Source organism: Microvirga flocculans ATCC BAA-817, from assembly GCF_000518665.1.
Classification (GTDB): domain Bacteria; phylum Pseudomonadota; class Alphaproteobacteria; order Rhizobiales; family Beijerinckiaceae; genus Microvirga; species Microvirga flocculans.
The window spans coordinates 1-16,089 of the sequence record NZ_JAEA01000016.1 but is presented as its reverse complement, the minus strand read 5'-3'; the positions used below and the strand labels follow the sequence as shown (position 1 = coordinate 16,089).

Sequence of the window (16,089 nt, the reverse complement as noted above, 5' to 3'; positions counted from 1 at the left end):
GGACAAGATAAACATCCCTCAGTGGATGAACAGCCACCCCACCATGGCAAGCGGGAACACGGTCCCGAGAATAAAGCAGATGACATTCGATGTCATTTGACTTTCCTCCATGCCACGACAACAGAAAAGTCTTTCATCCGTTCCCCGGAATGACTGGAAACTTCATCGAAAAGGCGTTCGGAATGCCGATCTGGCGCGAAGTGAAGAAGATGTCATCCGCATGAAACCGGGCCGTAAAATGCAGCCCGTGCGGGTTGCGCAGTGACGAAGGTCTGCAATGTCAATGACGGATTCCGGGAAGCGTTCCGCCGAAGGCGCGGGGCACGATCCAGGTTCCAGCCGCACGTCACAGATGGACGCCAGCCCGATCGCTTGCCTCGTTCGCTCAAGCACACATTGCTTCCGCGCGCATGAATGAAACTCGGCCATTGCCATAGACCGTCGCGCTCCTATCCTCCTTGGCGTTCTTTTCGGGTTGGGAGAATGCCATGGAGCATGCAGCAAAACCGGTAGCAAGTTCGTTCATCGCGCTGTGTCTCATTCCTCTTCTCGCCGCATCATCGGCGGAGGCCTGCACGCGGGCCGTCTATCTCGGCCCCGATGGAAACATCATCACAGCCCGCTCGATGGATTGGAAAACCGACGTCGGGACCAATCTCTGGGTCTTTCCGCGCGGCATGATGCGGAACGGCGAAGCCGGCCCCAATTCGATCCGCTGGACATCGAAATACGGCAGCGTCATCGCATCCGGCTACGACGTTTCGACGACGGATGGCGTCAATGACGCCGGTCTGGTCGCCAATCTCCTGTGGCTGGTCGAATCCGAATACCCGTCCTTCGACCGCGACAAGCCCGCCCTGGCGATATCGGCGTGGGCGCAGTACGTTCTCGACAACTACGCCACTGTCAAGGAAGCCGTGGATGCCCTGTCGCGCGAGCCCTTCATCGTCGTCACCGACACGGTCCCGGGCGATACGCGTCTTGCAACGCTTCACCTCTCTCTTTCGGACGCCACGGGCGACAGCGCCATCATCGAGTATATCGGCGGCAAGCAGGTCATCCATCACAGCCGCGACTATCAGGTCATGACCAACTCGCCCATCTTCGAGCAGCAGCTCGCCTTGAACGCGTATTGGAAGCAGATCGGCGGCACGGTGATGCTGCCCGGAACGAACCGGGCTGCGGACCGGTTCGCGCGCGCATCATTCTACATCAATGCCATTCCGAAGGATCAGAGCCCCAACCGAGCCGTGGCCAGCGTGTTCAGCGTCATCCGCAACGCATCGGTGCCCTTCGGCTTGAATACGCCCGAGGAACCCAACATTTCATCGACGCGCTGGCGAACGGTCATGGATCACAAGCGCAAGCTCTATTTCTTCGAGTCGGCGCTGACACCCAATACGTTCTGGGTCGACCTGAACAAGATCGACTTCTCGCCCGATACGGGAAAAGTGCGCAAGCTCGACCTGGGCGTGGACCAGACCAATACCTATTCGGGCGATGCGACGGGCGCGTTCAAGGAAGCGCCGCCCTTCAGGTTTCAGGGAACCTCGTAAACCGACGCAGCAGGGCGCAGGCGCGTTACTCCTCCGGGCCCTCCAGCGGCCAGTCCGTGATGCGCTCCAGGAGTTCGGCAATGCTGAAATTCTCCTCGGGTCCCGCCACCCGGTCGCGCACCGATATCCCGGCGGCATGGACCGTCTCCGGATCGCCCGAAACGAGCGGGTGCCACCAGGATAGGTCCCGCCCCTCGGCAAGCAGGCGATAGGCGCAGGTCGGCGGCAGCCAGGAAAGGCTGCGCACGGCCTGAGGCGTCAGGCGGACGCAATCGGCGACCTTGGACTGGCGGTTCGAGTAGTCGCGGCAGCGGCAGGTCTGGGCGTCCAGGAGGGTGCAGCCGACATCGGTGTACATCACCTCGGCCGTGTCCTCGTCCTCCAGCTTGACGAGGCAGCAGCGCCCGCAGCCGTCGCAGAGGCTTTCCCATTCCTCAACGCTCATGGCCTCGAGCGGCTTCACACGCCAGAAAGGGGTTTCCTCCGGCTGAGGGCAGATCAGGGGTGCGGCATTTGGCATGTGGAGGCTTTGTCTTCCCATTGAGGCGGTTTGAAGGACTGTGCCCGACCGCACATCACGCCGCATCTTTATCTCCGAAGAGGTAAATCGCCTTGAACCGACAAACAAGGTTCCGAGTTATGCATAACAGCCTCGCCGCGCTTCAGCGTTGCCGCAAGGGAAATCACAGAGCATAAAAGAGGGCAGATCGGGCTCCCCGAGCTGCCCCGAAGGACCGCCGTGCGCCAGCAGAATCCCATTCCCCTCACGACTCGGATCAAGCGTGCCGCCCTTGCATTCGATGCGTGGCTGAACTCGGCCCTCTTCCAGAGCGGCCGAGGCTTGGCCAGGGCGTGGGAATGGTACTCTGAGAAGCTGAAGCACCTGCGCTTTCGCGGCGCTCCGCGAGTCGTTCTGGACCTGACCAGCGAAGCCGTGACGCTCGGCGCCGCCGGCAGCGTCGTTATGCTGGCGCTCGCCCTCCCCGCCTTCCGGGAAACGGAGGACGACTGGCTCAAGACCCAGGATCTCGCCGTGACCTTCCTCGACCGCTACGGCCAGGAGGTAGGACGGCGCGGCCTTCACCTGGACGATTCCTACAAGCTGGAGGACTTCCCCGATTCTATGGTCAAGGCCGCGCTGGCGACGGAGGACCGGCGGTTCTACGACCACTGGGGCATCGACCCCATCGGCACTTTCCGCGCACTCGTGGTGAATGCCCAGGGCGGCGGGGTGGTCCAGGGCGGATCCTCCATTACGCAGCAGCTCGCCAAGAACCTCTTCCTGACCAACGAGCGCTCTCTCGAGCGCAAGATCAAGGAAGCCTTCCTCGCGCTCTGGCTCGAGTTTCACCTGACGAAGGATGAGATTCTCAAGCTCTACCTCGACCGCGCCTATATGGGCGGCGGCGCCCATGGCGTGGTGGCGGCGGCGGATTACTATTTCGGCAAGCCGGCCAAGGACCTGACCCTCGCGGAATCGGCCATGCTGGCCGGCCTGTTCAAGGCCCCCACGAAATACGCCCCGCATATCAACCTGCCCGCAGCGCGCGCCCGTGCGAACGAGGTCTTGCGCAACATGGTGGAGGCGGGCTTCCTGACGGAGGGACAGATTCAGACGGCCCGCCGCAACCCGGCGACGCCCGTGAACCGCGCGCGCGAGACGACCCCCGACTTCTACCTCGATTGGGCCTATGAGCAGGTGAAGCAGTTCGCGGCGCAGAAGAAATTCGGCAACGAGCGGGTCCTGATCGTGAAGACGCCCCTCGACACCGCGCTCCAGCGCCATGGGGAGCAGACGCTCGAGAACATGCTCCGCCAGCACGGCCGCCAGTACAAGGTCGGCCAGGGGGCCATCGTGGTCATGGACGTGGACGGAGCCGTGCGCGCCATCGTCGGCGGACGGGACTACGGCCAGAGCCAGTTCAACCGCGCGACGGATGGGTTGCGCCAACCGGGCTCCTCCTTCAAGCCCTTCGTCTATGCGGCGGCCCTGACCACCAACCCGAAGCTGCGGCCGGCTTCGACAGTCGTGGATCGCCCGATCTGCCTCGGCAACTGGTGCCCGCAGAATTACGGCCGCTCCTTCTCCGGCGCCATGCCCCTGGTCTCGGCCCTCGCCCGCTCGATAAACTCCATCCCCGTCCAGTTGTCCGTCGAGATCGGCAAGGGCAACGCCAAGGCCGGAAGGGCGGTGATCGTCGACACCGCCAAGCGCATGGGCCTCACCCATCCGCTCACGGATTCGAGCTCGCTGCCCATCGGCGCGGCGGAGGTGACGGTCATCGACATGGCGGCCTCCTATGCGGTCTTCGCCAATGGCGGCAAGCGGGCCGAGCCCTACGCCGCCTGGGAAGTGCGCAATTCCGCAGGCGAGACGATCTACCGCCACGACCGGGACACGGCGCCCAAGCAGGTGCTCGACACGCGCGTGGTCAACGACATGAACTTCATGCTCAACAAGGTCGTCGAGGAAGGAACCGGCAAGCGCTCGGCCCTGGACGGCATCAAGACCGCGGGCAAGACAGGCACCACCAACGGGTACAAGGATGCCTGGTTCGTGGGCTATTCCGGGAATCTCTCCGCCGCTGTCTGGTACGGCAACGACCATTCGAGCCCGATGAACGACATGACCGGCGGCACTCTTCCCGCCATGACCTGGAAAGAGGTCATGACCGTGGCCCACCAGAACCTGGAGATCCGCCCCATCCCAGGCCTCGACACGAGCAATGCCGCCCGCCCGGTTGCCGCCGCCCGTCCGGAAACGGAGCAGGCCCAGTCTCCTGCGCAAGGCTTCATGGGAGGCACGCTCTCGCGCCGGTCCTACGAGGTCCTGGGCGGGATCGGCTCCCTGTTCCAATCGATCGACCGTGCGGCGACGACGCATAAGACGTCCGAAGCGCAGCGCGGCTCGGCCGCGGCGGATGTCCCCCGCCAAGTGGCGATGCCCTGACGCATGCGGACAGAGGCTCTATTGACGAACGGCCCTGCGGCGGTTTCGATGCGCGCGCCATCGAGTCCGTCATCGCCCGTGTCCATCCGACGTGTCCCCTCCGCCCTGTTGATCGTGTACGCGCTCCTCCTCGCGCTGGGGCTCGGGCTGGGCTCGGTCTATTGGACGATCAACGGCGACCCGCCTTTCGGCAGCCTGCGTCTCGGCCCCTGGCAGTCTTGGCCGAAACTCGGTTCGCCGGAAGCGGATCCCTACATGCGGGCGATCCTCGCCCGCAGGGGGGACGTGCCGCTCGCCACCGGAGAGGGCCTGGACTTCAGCGCCCGCATCGACAGCGACGGAAGGCCTCTCGATTCCGCCTGCTCCTATCGGATCGGCACTGTTGCGCCCATCGCCCGCGTCTGGACCCTGACCCTCTACGACAGGGACGGCCGCTTGCCCACGACCCAGCTCGGCCGCCAAGGCTTCACCTCGGACGAGGTGCTGAGGGACACGCAGAACCGCTTCACGATTGCCCTGTCCCGCGACCTTCAGCCAGGCAACTGGCTCCAGCTTCCCGCGTCGGGTTCGTTCATGGTGGTCCTGCGTCTGTACGATCCTCCGGGAGCGGCGGGTGCGAACCTCGATCAAAGCGACTTTCCCACCATTCAACGCATCGGATGCGCCTCATGAGAGGGTTCGGCCGTTTCCTGATCGCCACCCTCTGCGGCCTCGTCGCGGCTGTCGGCGTCCATATCGCGGCGATCCTCGCGAGCCCCTACCTGGCGGAGAACGACGCCTTCGCGAAGGTTCAGCCGACCCTGACCGCCGATAAGGCGCAGATCGTCAGCGCTCCGGGCGGCCAAAGCACCTGGCTGCCGAGGCCCGACCCCGCCGTCGCCGTCGCGGCCTGCGCCTTCGATCTCGACAACGGTCCCATGCGCGTCGCGGCGCGGACGGGATCGCTGCCCCTCTCCTTCTCGTTCCACCGGGAATCGGGCGGCGTGTTCTTCGCCGTCACCGACCGGGCCGCCGTGCGCGGCGAACTCGACATCGTCGCCATGACTCCGCGCCAACTCGACGAGGCGCGCGCGGCAGAGGACGAGAACGATCCGTCCCGCGACGTGAGGATCGTTTCACCCGAACAGCGCGGCTTCGTGATCGTGCGCGTGGTCGCTCCCACCCCGAGCCTGCGCTCCCAGGCCGAGGACGCCGCGAAAGCCGTCTCCTGCACAACCGAACAGGATTCCTGAAGACACATGCCCTGGCGTCCGATGACACCCCAGGACCTGCCCCAGGTCCAAGCGATGGCGGATACGATTCACGTCGGCCACCCGGAGGATTACGAGGTTCTCGCGGAACGCCAGCGGCTCTATCCGCAAGGCTGCTTCATGCTCGTCGAAGACGGGGGGCCCATCGGCTATGCGCTGACCCATCCTTGGCGCTTCGGCGCACCGCCGCCGCTGAATGAACGACTGGGCGCCATCCCGGCCGATGCCACGACCTATTACATCCATGACGTCGCCCTGATGCCGGCCGCCCGCGGCAAAGGCTATGCGCTGCAGGCCGCGGACAGGCTGATCGCCCATGCGCGCGAAGCAGGCTTAGGCAACGTGTCGCTCGTCGCCGTCAATAATTCGCAGGCATTCTGGGAGAAGGCAGGTTTTCGCGTGGCGACCCTTCCGGGACTGGAGACGAAGCTCTCGAGCTACGGGCCTGATGCGGTGCTGATGGTGCGCGACCTGGCGCGCGGATGATCGACGCCGCGCGGCGTCTCGACGTCGTGGCGGACGATGCTCAGGAACGGCGACGGCCGGGGCCGCTGGAAGCGAAGGGACGGGACGGACCGGGATTGGGCGCGGGCCTCTCATAGCGGACGCCCGTGAACAGAAGGATCTCGCCCCTGGGCTCGCTGGCTGACAGATGCGGACGCTGTGGCCGCTCGCTGCTATCCGGGAATGCGATCACCACACAGGGCGATCTTGTCCAGACGTCTTGCATCTTGCCCTCCTCTAACGTGCCACTTCCTGCCTCGACGACTCACTCACAAAAAGAGATGTATGGTTAACAGCTGGTTTCCGTCCGGCTGCGCCTCACCGAAAAGCGCTGCATCTGACATGAAAACAACATTCACGGCTGCGCTTATGTTCCCTTAGGTAATTACCAAATCCTGTGCCGCACAACCCCGCCAAAGATGCGCAAAGACTTGAGTCTCAGCCTCCGGACGGTCATCCTCTGTTAGGGTTGGGCATGAAATCCTTTGCGAATTCGGATCGGCGGTCCGGTCCGGCGCGCCCCGACACTCCGGCAGTGTTACCTCGGATGCTCGCGTCACTCTCGGAAGAGCGAACGCGAAAGGTGCACCGCGGCCTCTGCTTGCAACGCTGAAAGGCTATTCCGCTGACGCCAGGTCGAGGAAATGGCGTCCCTGCCTGTCGTCCACTTCGACAAGCCAGAGATCGGGATCGAAACGCAGTTCGCGCGTCATGCGCTCTTCCACGTCGAGGGGCATCACATCTTGTAGGATCGGTGCAAACAGGCGCTCCCCGCTGTCGTCGAGAAAGAGCTGCGGCGCGGGACCATAGAGGCTTGCGGTCCCGTCGAGGCGATCGAGCTTGACGAAGATCGCACCGGCTTCGGCGGCGCCGCGCTTGCGCAAGACGGCTTCGATGCCTTCCACCGAGCAGCGGCGAAGATAAGCGGAAACCCAGAAGTCGGAGCGAAGCCGGGCCACTACTGAACCGCGATGCCCGAGGCCGCGGAAAGCTCGCGGACGGTGCGGGCATTGAACTCACCCGTCACGGGCAGGCGGCGATCCTGCTCGAAGCGCTCGATGGCCTGCCGCGTGCCGGAGCCCATGAGACCATCCAGCTTCACGCTGTAGCCCAGCCGCGCGAGCGCACGCTGGCCGGACAGCACGATCCCGCCCGCATCGGAGCTGCCCACATTGGCGGGAGGGACAGGCACCGGACCTCCCATGCGGATCATGTCCGCGATGGGATCGCGCGAGGCCGTCCGCGCGGCGGGAGGAGCTGCGAGGGCCGCTTGCTGGGTGCGAGCGGGAGGCGCGGCGGCCGGAACGGGCTGGCCGCCATTGCGGATCATCTCGGCAATCGGGCTGCGCGCCGGAGACTTGGGTGTGGAGACCGCAGACGTGCCTCCCGTCTCCGCAGGGGCATGCGCGATGGGTTCGGCAGGAACGGGCACCGCCGCGTGCTGGTCATGAGGCTGCGCTCCGGGACGCAAGGGAGGCAAGGGCTGCTCCGCCTCGATCTCCGGCACCGGCTCCGGAGCGAGCACGACCTCCCTCGTGTTGAAGAGCGGAGCAGGATGGCGGCTGTTTTGGAGCGCCAGGGCGTTCCAGGCGATGGCGCCTCCGCATCCCGTCAGGAACAGGGCGGCGAGGATTTGGCGCGGATGGCCGGCAATGAAGGTCGCGACCCGCTCGGGAAAGCTCGGCTTTCGCGGCGGCCTGGCGGCGCGTTTCTGCGGCGCACGCGACGGAGCCTTCCGCCGCACGACGGCAGGCAGATCGAAATCGTCATCGGGCTGGTCGACAAAGGCTTCACGCAAGGGCGTTGTTTCCGTCTTCGAAGAATGATGTCGTTTCAAAACCGCGCAATCATCGAGACATGGCGGCAGAAACACCACTTCATGTCTTTCTGACGGCGAAGCCTGACAGAGGCGGCTTAAGCGAAACCTAATCGCCCAGCCCGAATGTCCGATATGGGGCGGGATGGCGCGCGAGCCATGGCGAAGGACTTGGGAACTGCCCCGATCAGACGAGAATTATTGTTATGTATCAATTGTTTACAGCCGGCGCGAGCCGGCAAGGATTTGTTCATCCTGTTTCCAGATTCCCTGAGCGCGCCCTACGCGGCCCAGGCACGGTACGTTATGGTGCTGCATCGCTCTCCGTCGTCAGGCACCGGCCGCCACCCATGTTCTCGATCCTGCGTTTCATCCTCATCGTCGGCGTCATCTTCTATTACTCGCCGGTCCGCCAGCCGGGCGAAGGGACGGCCGCCATCGAAGCGTTCTTCACCAAGAAGAAGGGCGAACCGCCGGTGGAGCACGCCGCTCCCGCCGCAGGCGAACCGGGTCATCTCGAAACCGTCTGGAAGGCCCTGCCCGACGGCGCCAAGCAGGCCGTGGTGGACAAGATCCTGACCACATCGGGCCTTCCCATCGCGGGTTCTCCCCCGCCCTCGGACACCTTGCGGCCCGAGGACCGTGCGAGTGCGCCCAAGCCGCGCACGTAATTGTCGTCACTCCCGTCGCCAAACGGCGCGGCGATGGCTATATGACCGGCAGACATCACAGGTTTTCCATGCTGCCGACGATCGACGAGATCATTTCCAACTTCGAACTGCTCGACGAGTGGGAGGAGCGTTACCGCTACCTCATCGAACTCGGCCGGCTCATGGAGCCGCTGCCGGAGAGCGCATATAACGACGCGAACAAGGTCCAGGGCTGCGCGAGCCAGGTCTGGCTCCAGACCCACCTGGAGACTGTCGGCGGCAAACCTGTGCTCCATCTTCGCGGCGACAGCGACGCCCATATCGTGCGCGGCCTCGTGGCGCTCCTGATCTCTCTCTACAGCGGCAAGACGGCCTCCGAGGCCCTCTCCACCGATGCCCAGGCGCTGTTCAAGGAACTCGGCCTGTCGGAGCACCTGACGCCGCAACGGTCGAACGGCGTCAGATCCATGGTCGAGCGCATCCGCCGCGACGCGCAGATGGCCCTTGCTTCATCCTAGGGCATTGTTCGGCGAAGAGGATCCGGCTCGCCGTTCAAGAATGCGACATGGCAAAGAGAGAGAGAGAGACGATCCCGCTCACGCGGAACCGTCTCGTTCGGGAGGCTGAAAAGCTCTAAATCCTCCCGCCCTCGATTACCACGGCCCGCCACATCCTGATGCCGCGTGACGCGGCCGGGCCACGCGCCGCCGTCTCGATGCCGTAATGTTCCGCGAGCCGCGCGAGGGCGAGCCGCACAACGATCTTGGCCGAGCGCGCCGGCCATTGCCGTTCCCTCTCGATCTGCTCCAGCCCTTTGATGAAACCGCAGATATCGAGGAGCAAATCGCTGAAATCGCCCCCGATGGCATCAAAGGCGTGACGGAGGCGCTGCCGGGCAGCCACCATGCGCTCCGTCGCTTCGCCCGGCGAGGAAGGTCCTGCGCTCTTCGGCATGCCGTCCCAGCGCGCCGTGACGCCCGGGAGAAGCCCCGCCAGCATGATATCGGTCCTGAGCCGTTCCCCGGCCTGGTAGGAGGCCTCGTCGATCATGGCCTCGCCGTTGCGGTCCTTGCGGCGGCGCAGCCAGTCGAGCGGGCTTTCCTCCGCATCCACCCGCACGCGGGCAGGCCCTGCCGTCGTCTTCACCTCGGCGACAGCCGTCTCGCGATGCTGGCAGAGAAAGGCGAGTTCCTGCTCGGGAGCCGCCCTGCGGCGCAGATGGGCCTGTCCGGCTTTCGTCAGAAGCAGGAGCGTCCGTGAGGATGTCCGTTGCCAGCATGCCAGGTCCCGGCGCACGAGGTCTTCCGCCACCGTCCGGGGGAAGCGCCCCGCACCGACCGATATCCCGGACCGCCGCCTGTGGATAAGCACGCTTGACGAATCCGTCATGTCGAGAAAGGCCCAGGTTTCCGGCTGTTCCAGCAGCCCGAGAAGCCGTTTCGCCTCCCGGGTCAGGGAATCGCTCGCCAGACCCTCGGAGGCATGGCCCGACCGCTCTTTGCTACGGCCCTGACCTTTCTTCGATTTTCTCTCTTTCCGGGCTGAAATGCCCGCAGCGGCAATACTTTGATGAACCGCATCGCCGTCCTTAATGTTCATGTTTTGTTCCCATAAATAAAGTAAGGAAGGGTTGCCCCTTCCATCCTCGATAGTGGGGGCATATTCCTAGTTGTCAACGCGATTCAAATCTGTTGATAACAGTGAGGATAAGTCCCCACCGCACGGCCGCGTCCGCACAAAGGCCGCAATGATTCCGGCCCTTTTCACGCTCAAGTCCGGCTTCGACTCCAATGCCTGCGATGCTGCCGCAAACGCATCCGCGATCCTGGATGAAGGTCCCCCTCCCCGCTCAGCTTTTGTCTCGGCGGCGAAGGTCTCGCCCGGTCCGCCCCTGATCGATAACGGGAAGTCTATCCGGACGGACCATGGGATCGGGGCCCAAAGCGGAAGCCGCGGGAGCCTGCCTTTGGTTCATCGGCCTCCGGAAAACGACGCGTCTAAGAGGGCCGGCCAAGCCCATGAAAAAAGCCGCCCTTTCGGGCGGCCAATTTCAACGTCCGGAAGGGTGCTTAGCCGGCGCTGCGCGAGGAACGGCGCTTGCGGCGCTGCTGGCCTAGACCCATTTCCTTGGCAAGCTCGGAGCGGGCCTTGGCGTAGTTGGGAGCCACCATCGGATAATCGACGGGCAATCCCCACTTCTCGCGGTACTGCTCGGGCGTCATGTTGTACTGCGTGCGCAGATGGCGCTTCAGCGACTTGAACTTCTTGCCGTCCTCGAGGCAGACGATGTAGTCCGGCGTCACGGACTTCTTCACCGGAATGGCGGGCTTGGGAGCCTCGATGGGAGCCTCCACCGTGCCGCCCCCGACACGAAGAAGAGCCGAGTGAACCTCGTTGATAAGGGTCGGAAGATCGGCCGAAGGAACGGAATTATTGCTGACATAGGCGGAGACGATGTCCGCAGCCAGCTCAATGTAGTTCGAAGCAGCGATGTTGTCGCTCATTTTGATTTTCTTCCTTTCCGGCTCTTAGAATAGCTCAAAAATGCATTTCGACCTACATCCGAGCTTTCTTCTCTGAAGCAATTCTTGCCTCTTCCTTGAACCGCACCGTACTTGCACAGAAATCGTGCGCATTCGTCCAAGTATGTCAAATCGTGGCGCTTTGCAAGATGTTCAAAAGGAAAACTTTGGAAAACTACGTATCAACTTTCATTGTGCAATAAACCTACGTTTAGAAGTTGACACCCCTTCCCATAGGTTAGAATCGCTATCACATAAGTTTCAGGCCCGAGGCCCGAAGAAGTAACTAAAAAGGCAGCCGCTCTGCACATGGGGCGCGTTTCCACTGCCACTCGCCGCGCTGCTACCGTGGGAAAGCAAGGCTATCTATGCATAATCCCCCCTGGCACGACTCCACCGGATACTTTCATGAAAACAGAGCAGATCCCCTTCCGTCCCCTGCCCCCCGCCCCGACAGCCCCGAGGAAGCCGCATGTCTTCCATGTCCATGGGGTTCGGATCGAGGACGATTATGCATGGCTGAAGGCGGATAACTGGAAGGATGTCCTAAAGGACCCTTCCGTTCTCGACCCCGAGATCCGCGCCTATCTGGAGCAGGAGAATACTTATGCGTCGGCCGCCTTTGCCGAAACGGAAGACTTCCAGGCGAAGCTCGTCGCCGAGATGCGCGGCCGCATCAAGGAGGACGATTCCACCGTTCCGCAGCCGGACGGTCCCTTCGCTTACTTCACTCGCTACCGCGAAGGCGGACAGCATCCTCTGATCTGCCGCCAGCCCCGGGAGGGAGGCGACGAAACGATCATGCTGGACGGCGACAAGGAGGCGGAAGGCCACCCCTTCTTCGATCTCGGCGGCGCGGATCACGCGCCCGACCACCGCCTCCTGGCCTGGGGCGCGGACATCAAGGGATCGGAATACTTCACGATCCGGGTGCGGGATCTCGAAAGCGGCAACGACCTGCCCGATACGGTCGCCCATACTTCCGGCGAGGCCGTGTGGCTCGCCGATTCTTCAGGCTTTTACTATGTGGAGCTCGATGAGAACCATCGTCCGGTCCGCGTCAGACGGCATCGCCTCGGCACGGACGCCCAAGAGGACGAGATCGTCTACGAGGAAAAGGATCCCGGCTTCTTCGTGAAGCTCGGCCTCACCCAGTCGAAGGCCTTCGTGCTCGTCGAGGCCAGCGACCACGAGACGTCCGAGATCTGGCTGCTCGACCGTTCGGACGCTTCCGCCTCACCGCGCCTCGTCGAGCCGCGCACGCCGCAGCTCAAATACGATGTTGAGCATCATGGAGACGACCTCGTCATCCTGACCAACGCCGACGGCTCGGAGGACTTCAAGATCGTGACCGCACCGGTCGCGACGCCGGGCCGGGCTCATTGGCGCGATCTGGTGCCCTACCGCCCCGGCACGATGATCCTTTCCCATATGGCGCTCGCCCGCTCCCTCGTCCGCCTCGAGCGCGAGAACGCGAACCCGCGCCTCGTGGTCAGGGATTTCGCCACGGGCCGCGAGGCCGTGGTGGCCTTCGACGAAGAGGCCTACTCCCTCGGCTTCTCGGCAGGCTACGAGTTCGACACCGATGTCATCCGCTATCAGTATTCGTCGATGACCACGCCGAGCGAGGTGGTCGATTACAACCTGCGCACCGGAGTACGCACCTTGCGCAAGCGGCAGGAGGTTCCGAGCGGGCACAACCCGGCTGACTACGTGACCCGCCGGCTGTTTGCGACGGCTCCGGACGGAGAGCTGGTTCCGATCTCTCTCGTCCACCGCCGCGAGACCGCCATCGACGGCTCCGCGCCCTGCCTGCTCTACGGCTACGGCTCCTATGGCATTTCAATACCCGCGAGCTTCCGGACGGGGATTCTCTCCCTCGTCGACCGAGGCTTCGTCTATGCCATCGCCCATATCCGCGGCGGCACGGAAAAGGGCTGGCGCTGGTACATGGACGGCAAGCGCGAAAAGAAGGTGAATACCTTCAAGGATTTCATCGCCTGCGGCGAGGCTCTCATCCAGGAGGGCTATACGGCCCGTGGACGCATCGTCGCTCATGGCGGCAGCGCCGGCGGCATGCTCATGGGTGCGGTGGCCAACATGGCACCGGACCTGTTTGGCGGAATCATCGCCGAGGTGCCATTCGTCGACGTGCTCAACACCATGCTCGACAGCGAACTGCCCCTGACCCCGCCGGAATGGCCGGAATGGGGCAACCCGGATGCGGACGAGGCCGCCTTCCGCACCATCCTGTCCTACTCGCCCTACGACAATGTGAAGGCCCAAGCCTATCCGGCGATCCTGGCGCTGGCCGGTCTCACCGACCCTCGCGTGACCTATTGGGAACCGGCCAAGTGGGTGGCGAGGCTGAGGGCCACCATGACGGGAGGCGGCCCCGTTCTCTTCAAGCTCAACATGGAAGCCGGGCATGCGGGCGCGGCTGGCCGCTTCGACCGTCTCGAAGAGGTCGCTCTCGCCTATACCTTCGCCCTGAAATGCAGCGGGGGCTTTCAGACTTGACGCCAAGCCCTATGTCCCGTTGTACCGTATCCTGCCTTTGTGCTTGAAGCGGCAACGGGACATAGGGATCAAGAGCGCGCGTCGATGATTGAAAGGAGTTCCCCGGAATCCAGTGCCGATGCGGCTTCCTCCAAGGAGGGCAACAGGAAGCGCCTTGCGGATCTGGAGCGCCGCCTGCGCGAGACGGAGGACGCACTGCGCCTCAGCAACGGCAAGCTGCGGATGGCGCTCGATCTCAGCCGCCTCGGTTCCTGGGAACGCGACCTGAAGACCGACGAGATCACGGGCACGGCGGCGTTCAAGGCCAATTTCGGCCTCCCGCCCGATGCGCCCATGACTTACGAAGACTTCCAGAAACTCGTTCATCCGGCCGACGTCGAGCGGATGAACCAAGCCATGGTCTTCGCCCTCAAGACGAAAACCGACTTCAACGTCGAATGCCGCATCATCCGGCAGGACGGTCGCATCGGGCGCGTCCTGCTGCGGGGCGGAGCCATCTACGAGGACGACAGGCCCGTTCGCCTGATGGGCATTGCCCAGGATGTGGCGGCGCGCGAAAAGGCGAAGGAGGAACTGCACTCGGCTCAGCGCCGGCAGGAATTCCTGCTCGATCTGAACGACCAGTTGCGCAGCCTCGACGATCCGGACGCCATCATGGAAACGACGGCGCAGGTCCTGGGCCGCTACATGAAGGTGGACAGCGCCGGCTATGGAGAGATCGACGAGGAGCGGGGCATCATCCTCGTCGAGCGGGAATGGTCCATGGGGGCTCTCAGCAACGAGGGACGCGCCTACCGCCTTTACGACTTCCTTCCCTCCATGATGGAGGAACTCAAGCAGGGACATCCCATCTTCGTGGAGGACATCTGGAATGACCCGCGGGCGGACGATTCTGCGGTCCAGGCGGCCTACCGCACCATCAACGCCCGCTCGGCTCTTGCCGTCCCGCTCCTCAAGAACCAGAAGCTCACCGCCATTCTCTATCTGCATTCGGCAGCTCCCCGGGTCTGGTTCGGGGACGAGTTGTCCCTGGTGGAGGACGTAGCGGAGCGGACCTGGACCGCCGTCGAGAAGGCCCGGGCCGAGAACGAGCTGCGCGAAACCGATGCCCGCTTCCGCCTGATCGCGGAATCGCTCCCGGCGCTTGTCTGGATCCTCAATCCCAAGACGGAACTCACCTATACGAACGAGCGATGGGTCACCTATTCTGGACTGCCCCCCGAAGAGGCGTTGGGCCATAGCTGGATGCGGGCCATCCATCCGGACGACATGGCCCGCATGAACGAGGAGCTGGTGCCAGTGGTCACCCAGCACACGGCATACACCACGGAAGCGCGCTACAGGTCGCACGAGGGAGTCTATCGCTGGCACTTGATCCAGGGCGCTCCCATTCATTCCCCGAGCGGGGAGTTCAAGGGATGGGTCGGCACCAGCGTCGACATCCAGGACCTCAAGGAGACGGAAGACGCGCTCAGGAAGAGCGAGGAGCGGCTCCGCATGGCTCTCCAGGCCGCCAATATGGGCGATTGGAGCTGGGACGCGGCAAGCCATCAGCTCACGCTCTCGGACCGGGCCGCCGAGATCTTCGGTCTTCCGGAAGGATGCCTCATTCCATCAGCGGACATCCAACAGCGGATGCATCCGGCCGATCTGGCACGGATGGAGGCTGCGATGAAGCAGGCCATCGAGCACCGGGAACCGTACAGCATCGAGTATCGCCTCAGGCGTTTCGACAACGATGCCTGGATATGGGTGGCTTCCCAGGGCCAGCTCACCTATTCGGACGACGGAGCCTTGAGCGGCATCACGGGCGTCTATCAGGACATCACAGACCGCAGGCAGGCGGATGAGCGCCAGCAGCTTCTGATCCGGGAGCTGCATCACCGGGTCAAGAACACCCTGGCCACCGTCCAGGCCATCGTCGGCTCGACCGCCCGCACCGCCTCGAGCATCGACGAGTTCTACCAGGGCTTCGTCGGCCGCATCGTCTCGCTCGCCCGCACCCACAACCTGCTCACCGAGGACCTCTGGCAGAAGGCCGCCCTGTCCGATCTCATCCAGACCGAACTCGGGCCCTACGAGGACGAGGCCCGCAACCGCATCGTCATCGACGGCCCGCATGTGGAGCTGCCCTCCGAGGCGGCGGTGCCGATCGGCATGGCCATCCACGAGCTGACCACCAACGCCGCCAAGCACGGCGCCCTGTCCACCTTCGGCGGGCAGGTCGAGGTGCGCTGGCGCATCGAGCCCGGCGCGGAGCGCCCGCTGCTGCATTTCGCCTGGACCGAGAAGGGCGGGCCAAGGGTCAGCCCGCCCACCCG

14 protein-coding genes are annotated in these 16,089 nt (G+C 63.8%); 9 read left to right on the top strand and 5 right to left on the bottom strand.

What is annotated here, in order from left to right; genetic code table 11:
* Window positions 1-488: 488 nt before the first annotated feature.
* The gene (locus L879_RS0116395) at window positions 489-1,556 is read left to right on the top strand and encodes a linear amide C-N hydrolase (RefSeq protein WP_027317069.1); all 1,068 of its coding nucleotides are present in this window, start codon (window positions 489-491) and stop codon (window positions 1,554-1,556) included.
* 25 nt (window positions 1,557-1,581) lie between these two features.
* On the opposite strand, the gene L879_RS0116390 is transcribed toward L879_RS0116395, so the two are convergent.
* Window positions 1,582-2,076 carry a YcgN family cysteine cluster protein gene (locus L879_RS0116390; protein ID WP_051435372.1) on the bottom strand — a complete coding sequence of 165 codons (495 nt, stop codon included), beginning with the start codon at window positions 2,074-2,076 and terminating at the stop codon, window positions 1,582-1,584.
* A gap of 219 nt (window positions 2,077-2,295) precedes the next feature.
* Here L879_RS0116390 and L879_RS21970 point away from each other — a divergent pair, with 219 nt between their 5' ends.
* The 4 genes from L879_RS21970 to L879_RS0116370 all read left to right on the top strand — a co-directional run bounded on the left by L879_RS21970 (window position 2,296) and on the right by L879_RS0116370 (window position 6,242).
* Window positions 2,296-4,506, top strand: coding sequence for a transglycosylase domain-containing protein (locus L879_RS21970; RefSeq protein ID WP_035459924.1), 2,211 nt, complete (start codon window positions 2,296-2,298; stop codon window positions 4,504-4,506).
* A 78-nt stretch (window positions 4,507-4,584) separates the two neighbouring features.
* Window positions 4,585-5,178 carry a DUF1214 domain-containing protein gene (locus L879_RS0116380; RefSeq protein ID WP_245265254.1) on the top strand — a complete coding sequence of 198 codons (594 nt, stop codon included), beginning with the start codon at window positions 4,585-4,587 and terminating at the stop codon, window positions 5,176-5,178.
* Window positions 5,175-5,738, top strand: a complete 564-nt coding sequence (locus L879_RS0116375; protein ID WP_027317066.1) for a DUF1254 domain-containing protein — start codon at window positions 5,175-5,177, stop codon at window positions 5,736-5,738. The genes L879_RS0116380 and L879_RS0116375 overlap by 4 nt, the downstream gene beginning before the upstream one ends.
* Window positions 5,739-5,744: 6 nt before the next feature.
* A complete protein-coding gene (locus tag L879_RS0116370) occupies window positions 5,745-6,242 on the top strand; it encodes a GNAT family N-acetyltransferase (protein WP_027317065.1) in 498 nt (165 codons plus the stop codon).
* Window positions 6,243-6,877: 635 nt separating this feature from the next.
* On the opposite strand, the gene L879_RS0116365 is transcribed toward L879_RS0116370, so the two are convergent.
* Both L879_RS0116365 and L879_RS22920 read right to left on the bottom strand, forming a co-directional pair.
* Complete coding sequence (locus L879_RS0116365) at window positions 6,878-7,219, bottom strand: DUF1491 family protein (protein WP_027317064.1); 342 nt, start codon at window positions 7,217-7,219, stop codon at window positions 6,878-6,880.
* Window positions 7,219-8,058, bottom strand: coding sequence for a peptidoglycan-binding domain-containing protein (locus L879_RS22920; RefSeq protein ID WP_051435370.1), 840 nt, complete (start codon window positions 8,056-8,058; stop codon window positions 7,219-7,221). The genes L879_RS0116365 and L879_RS22920 overlap by 1 nt, the downstream gene beginning before the upstream one ends.
* A 368-nt stretch (window positions 8,059-8,426) precedes the next feature.
* Between L879_RS22920 and L879_RS0116355 the strand changes: the two genes are divergently transcribed.
* Both L879_RS0116355 and L879_RS0116350 read left to right on the top strand, forming a co-directional pair.
* Window positions 8,427-8,747: a hypothetical protein gene (locus L879_RS0116355; RefSeq protein WP_027317063.1), complete on the top strand. Its 321-nt coding sequence runs from the start codon at window positions 8,427-8,429 to the stop codon at window positions 8,745-8,747.
* Between the two features lie 41 nt (window positions 8,748-8,788).
* Window positions 8,789-9,244 carry a SufE family protein gene (locus tag L879_RS0116350; protein ID WP_245265253.1) on the top strand — a complete coding sequence of 152 codons (456 nt, stop codon included), beginning with the start codon at window positions 8,789-8,791 and terminating at the stop codon, window positions 9,242-9,244.
* A gap of 115 nt (window positions 9,245-9,359) precedes the next feature.
* Here L879_RS0116350 and L879_RS0116345 read toward each other — a convergent pair whose 3' ends face one another.
* Window positions 9,360-10,325: a DUF6456 domain-containing protein gene (locus L879_RS0116345; RefSeq protein ID WP_051435369.1), complete on the bottom strand. Its 966-nt coding sequence runs from the start codon at window positions 10,323-10,325 to the stop codon at window positions 9,360-9,362.
* Window positions 10,326-10,795: 470 nt separating this feature from the next.
* Entirely contained in the window at window positions 10,796-11,230 is a 435-nt protein-coding gene (locus L879_RS0116340; RefSeq protein ID WP_027317060.1) for a Ros/MucR family transcriptional regulator, read from the bottom strand.
* Between the two features lie 426 nt (window positions 11,231-11,656).
* Here L879_RS0116340 and L879_RS0116335 point away from each other — a divergent pair, with 426 nt between their 5' ends.
* Window positions 11,657-13,768 carry a S9 family peptidase gene (locus L879_RS0116335; RefSeq protein WP_027317059.1) on the top strand — a complete coding sequence of 704 codons (2,112 nt, stop codon included), beginning with the start codon at window positions 11,657-11,659 and terminating at the stop codon, window positions 13,766-13,768.
* A gap of 84 nt (window positions 13,769-13,852) precedes the next feature.
* Window positions 13,853-16,089, top strand: a 2,237-nt coding sequence (locus L879_RS22915) for a PAS domain-containing protein (RefSeq protein WP_084021106.1), incomplete at its 3' end; no start/stop codon positions are given.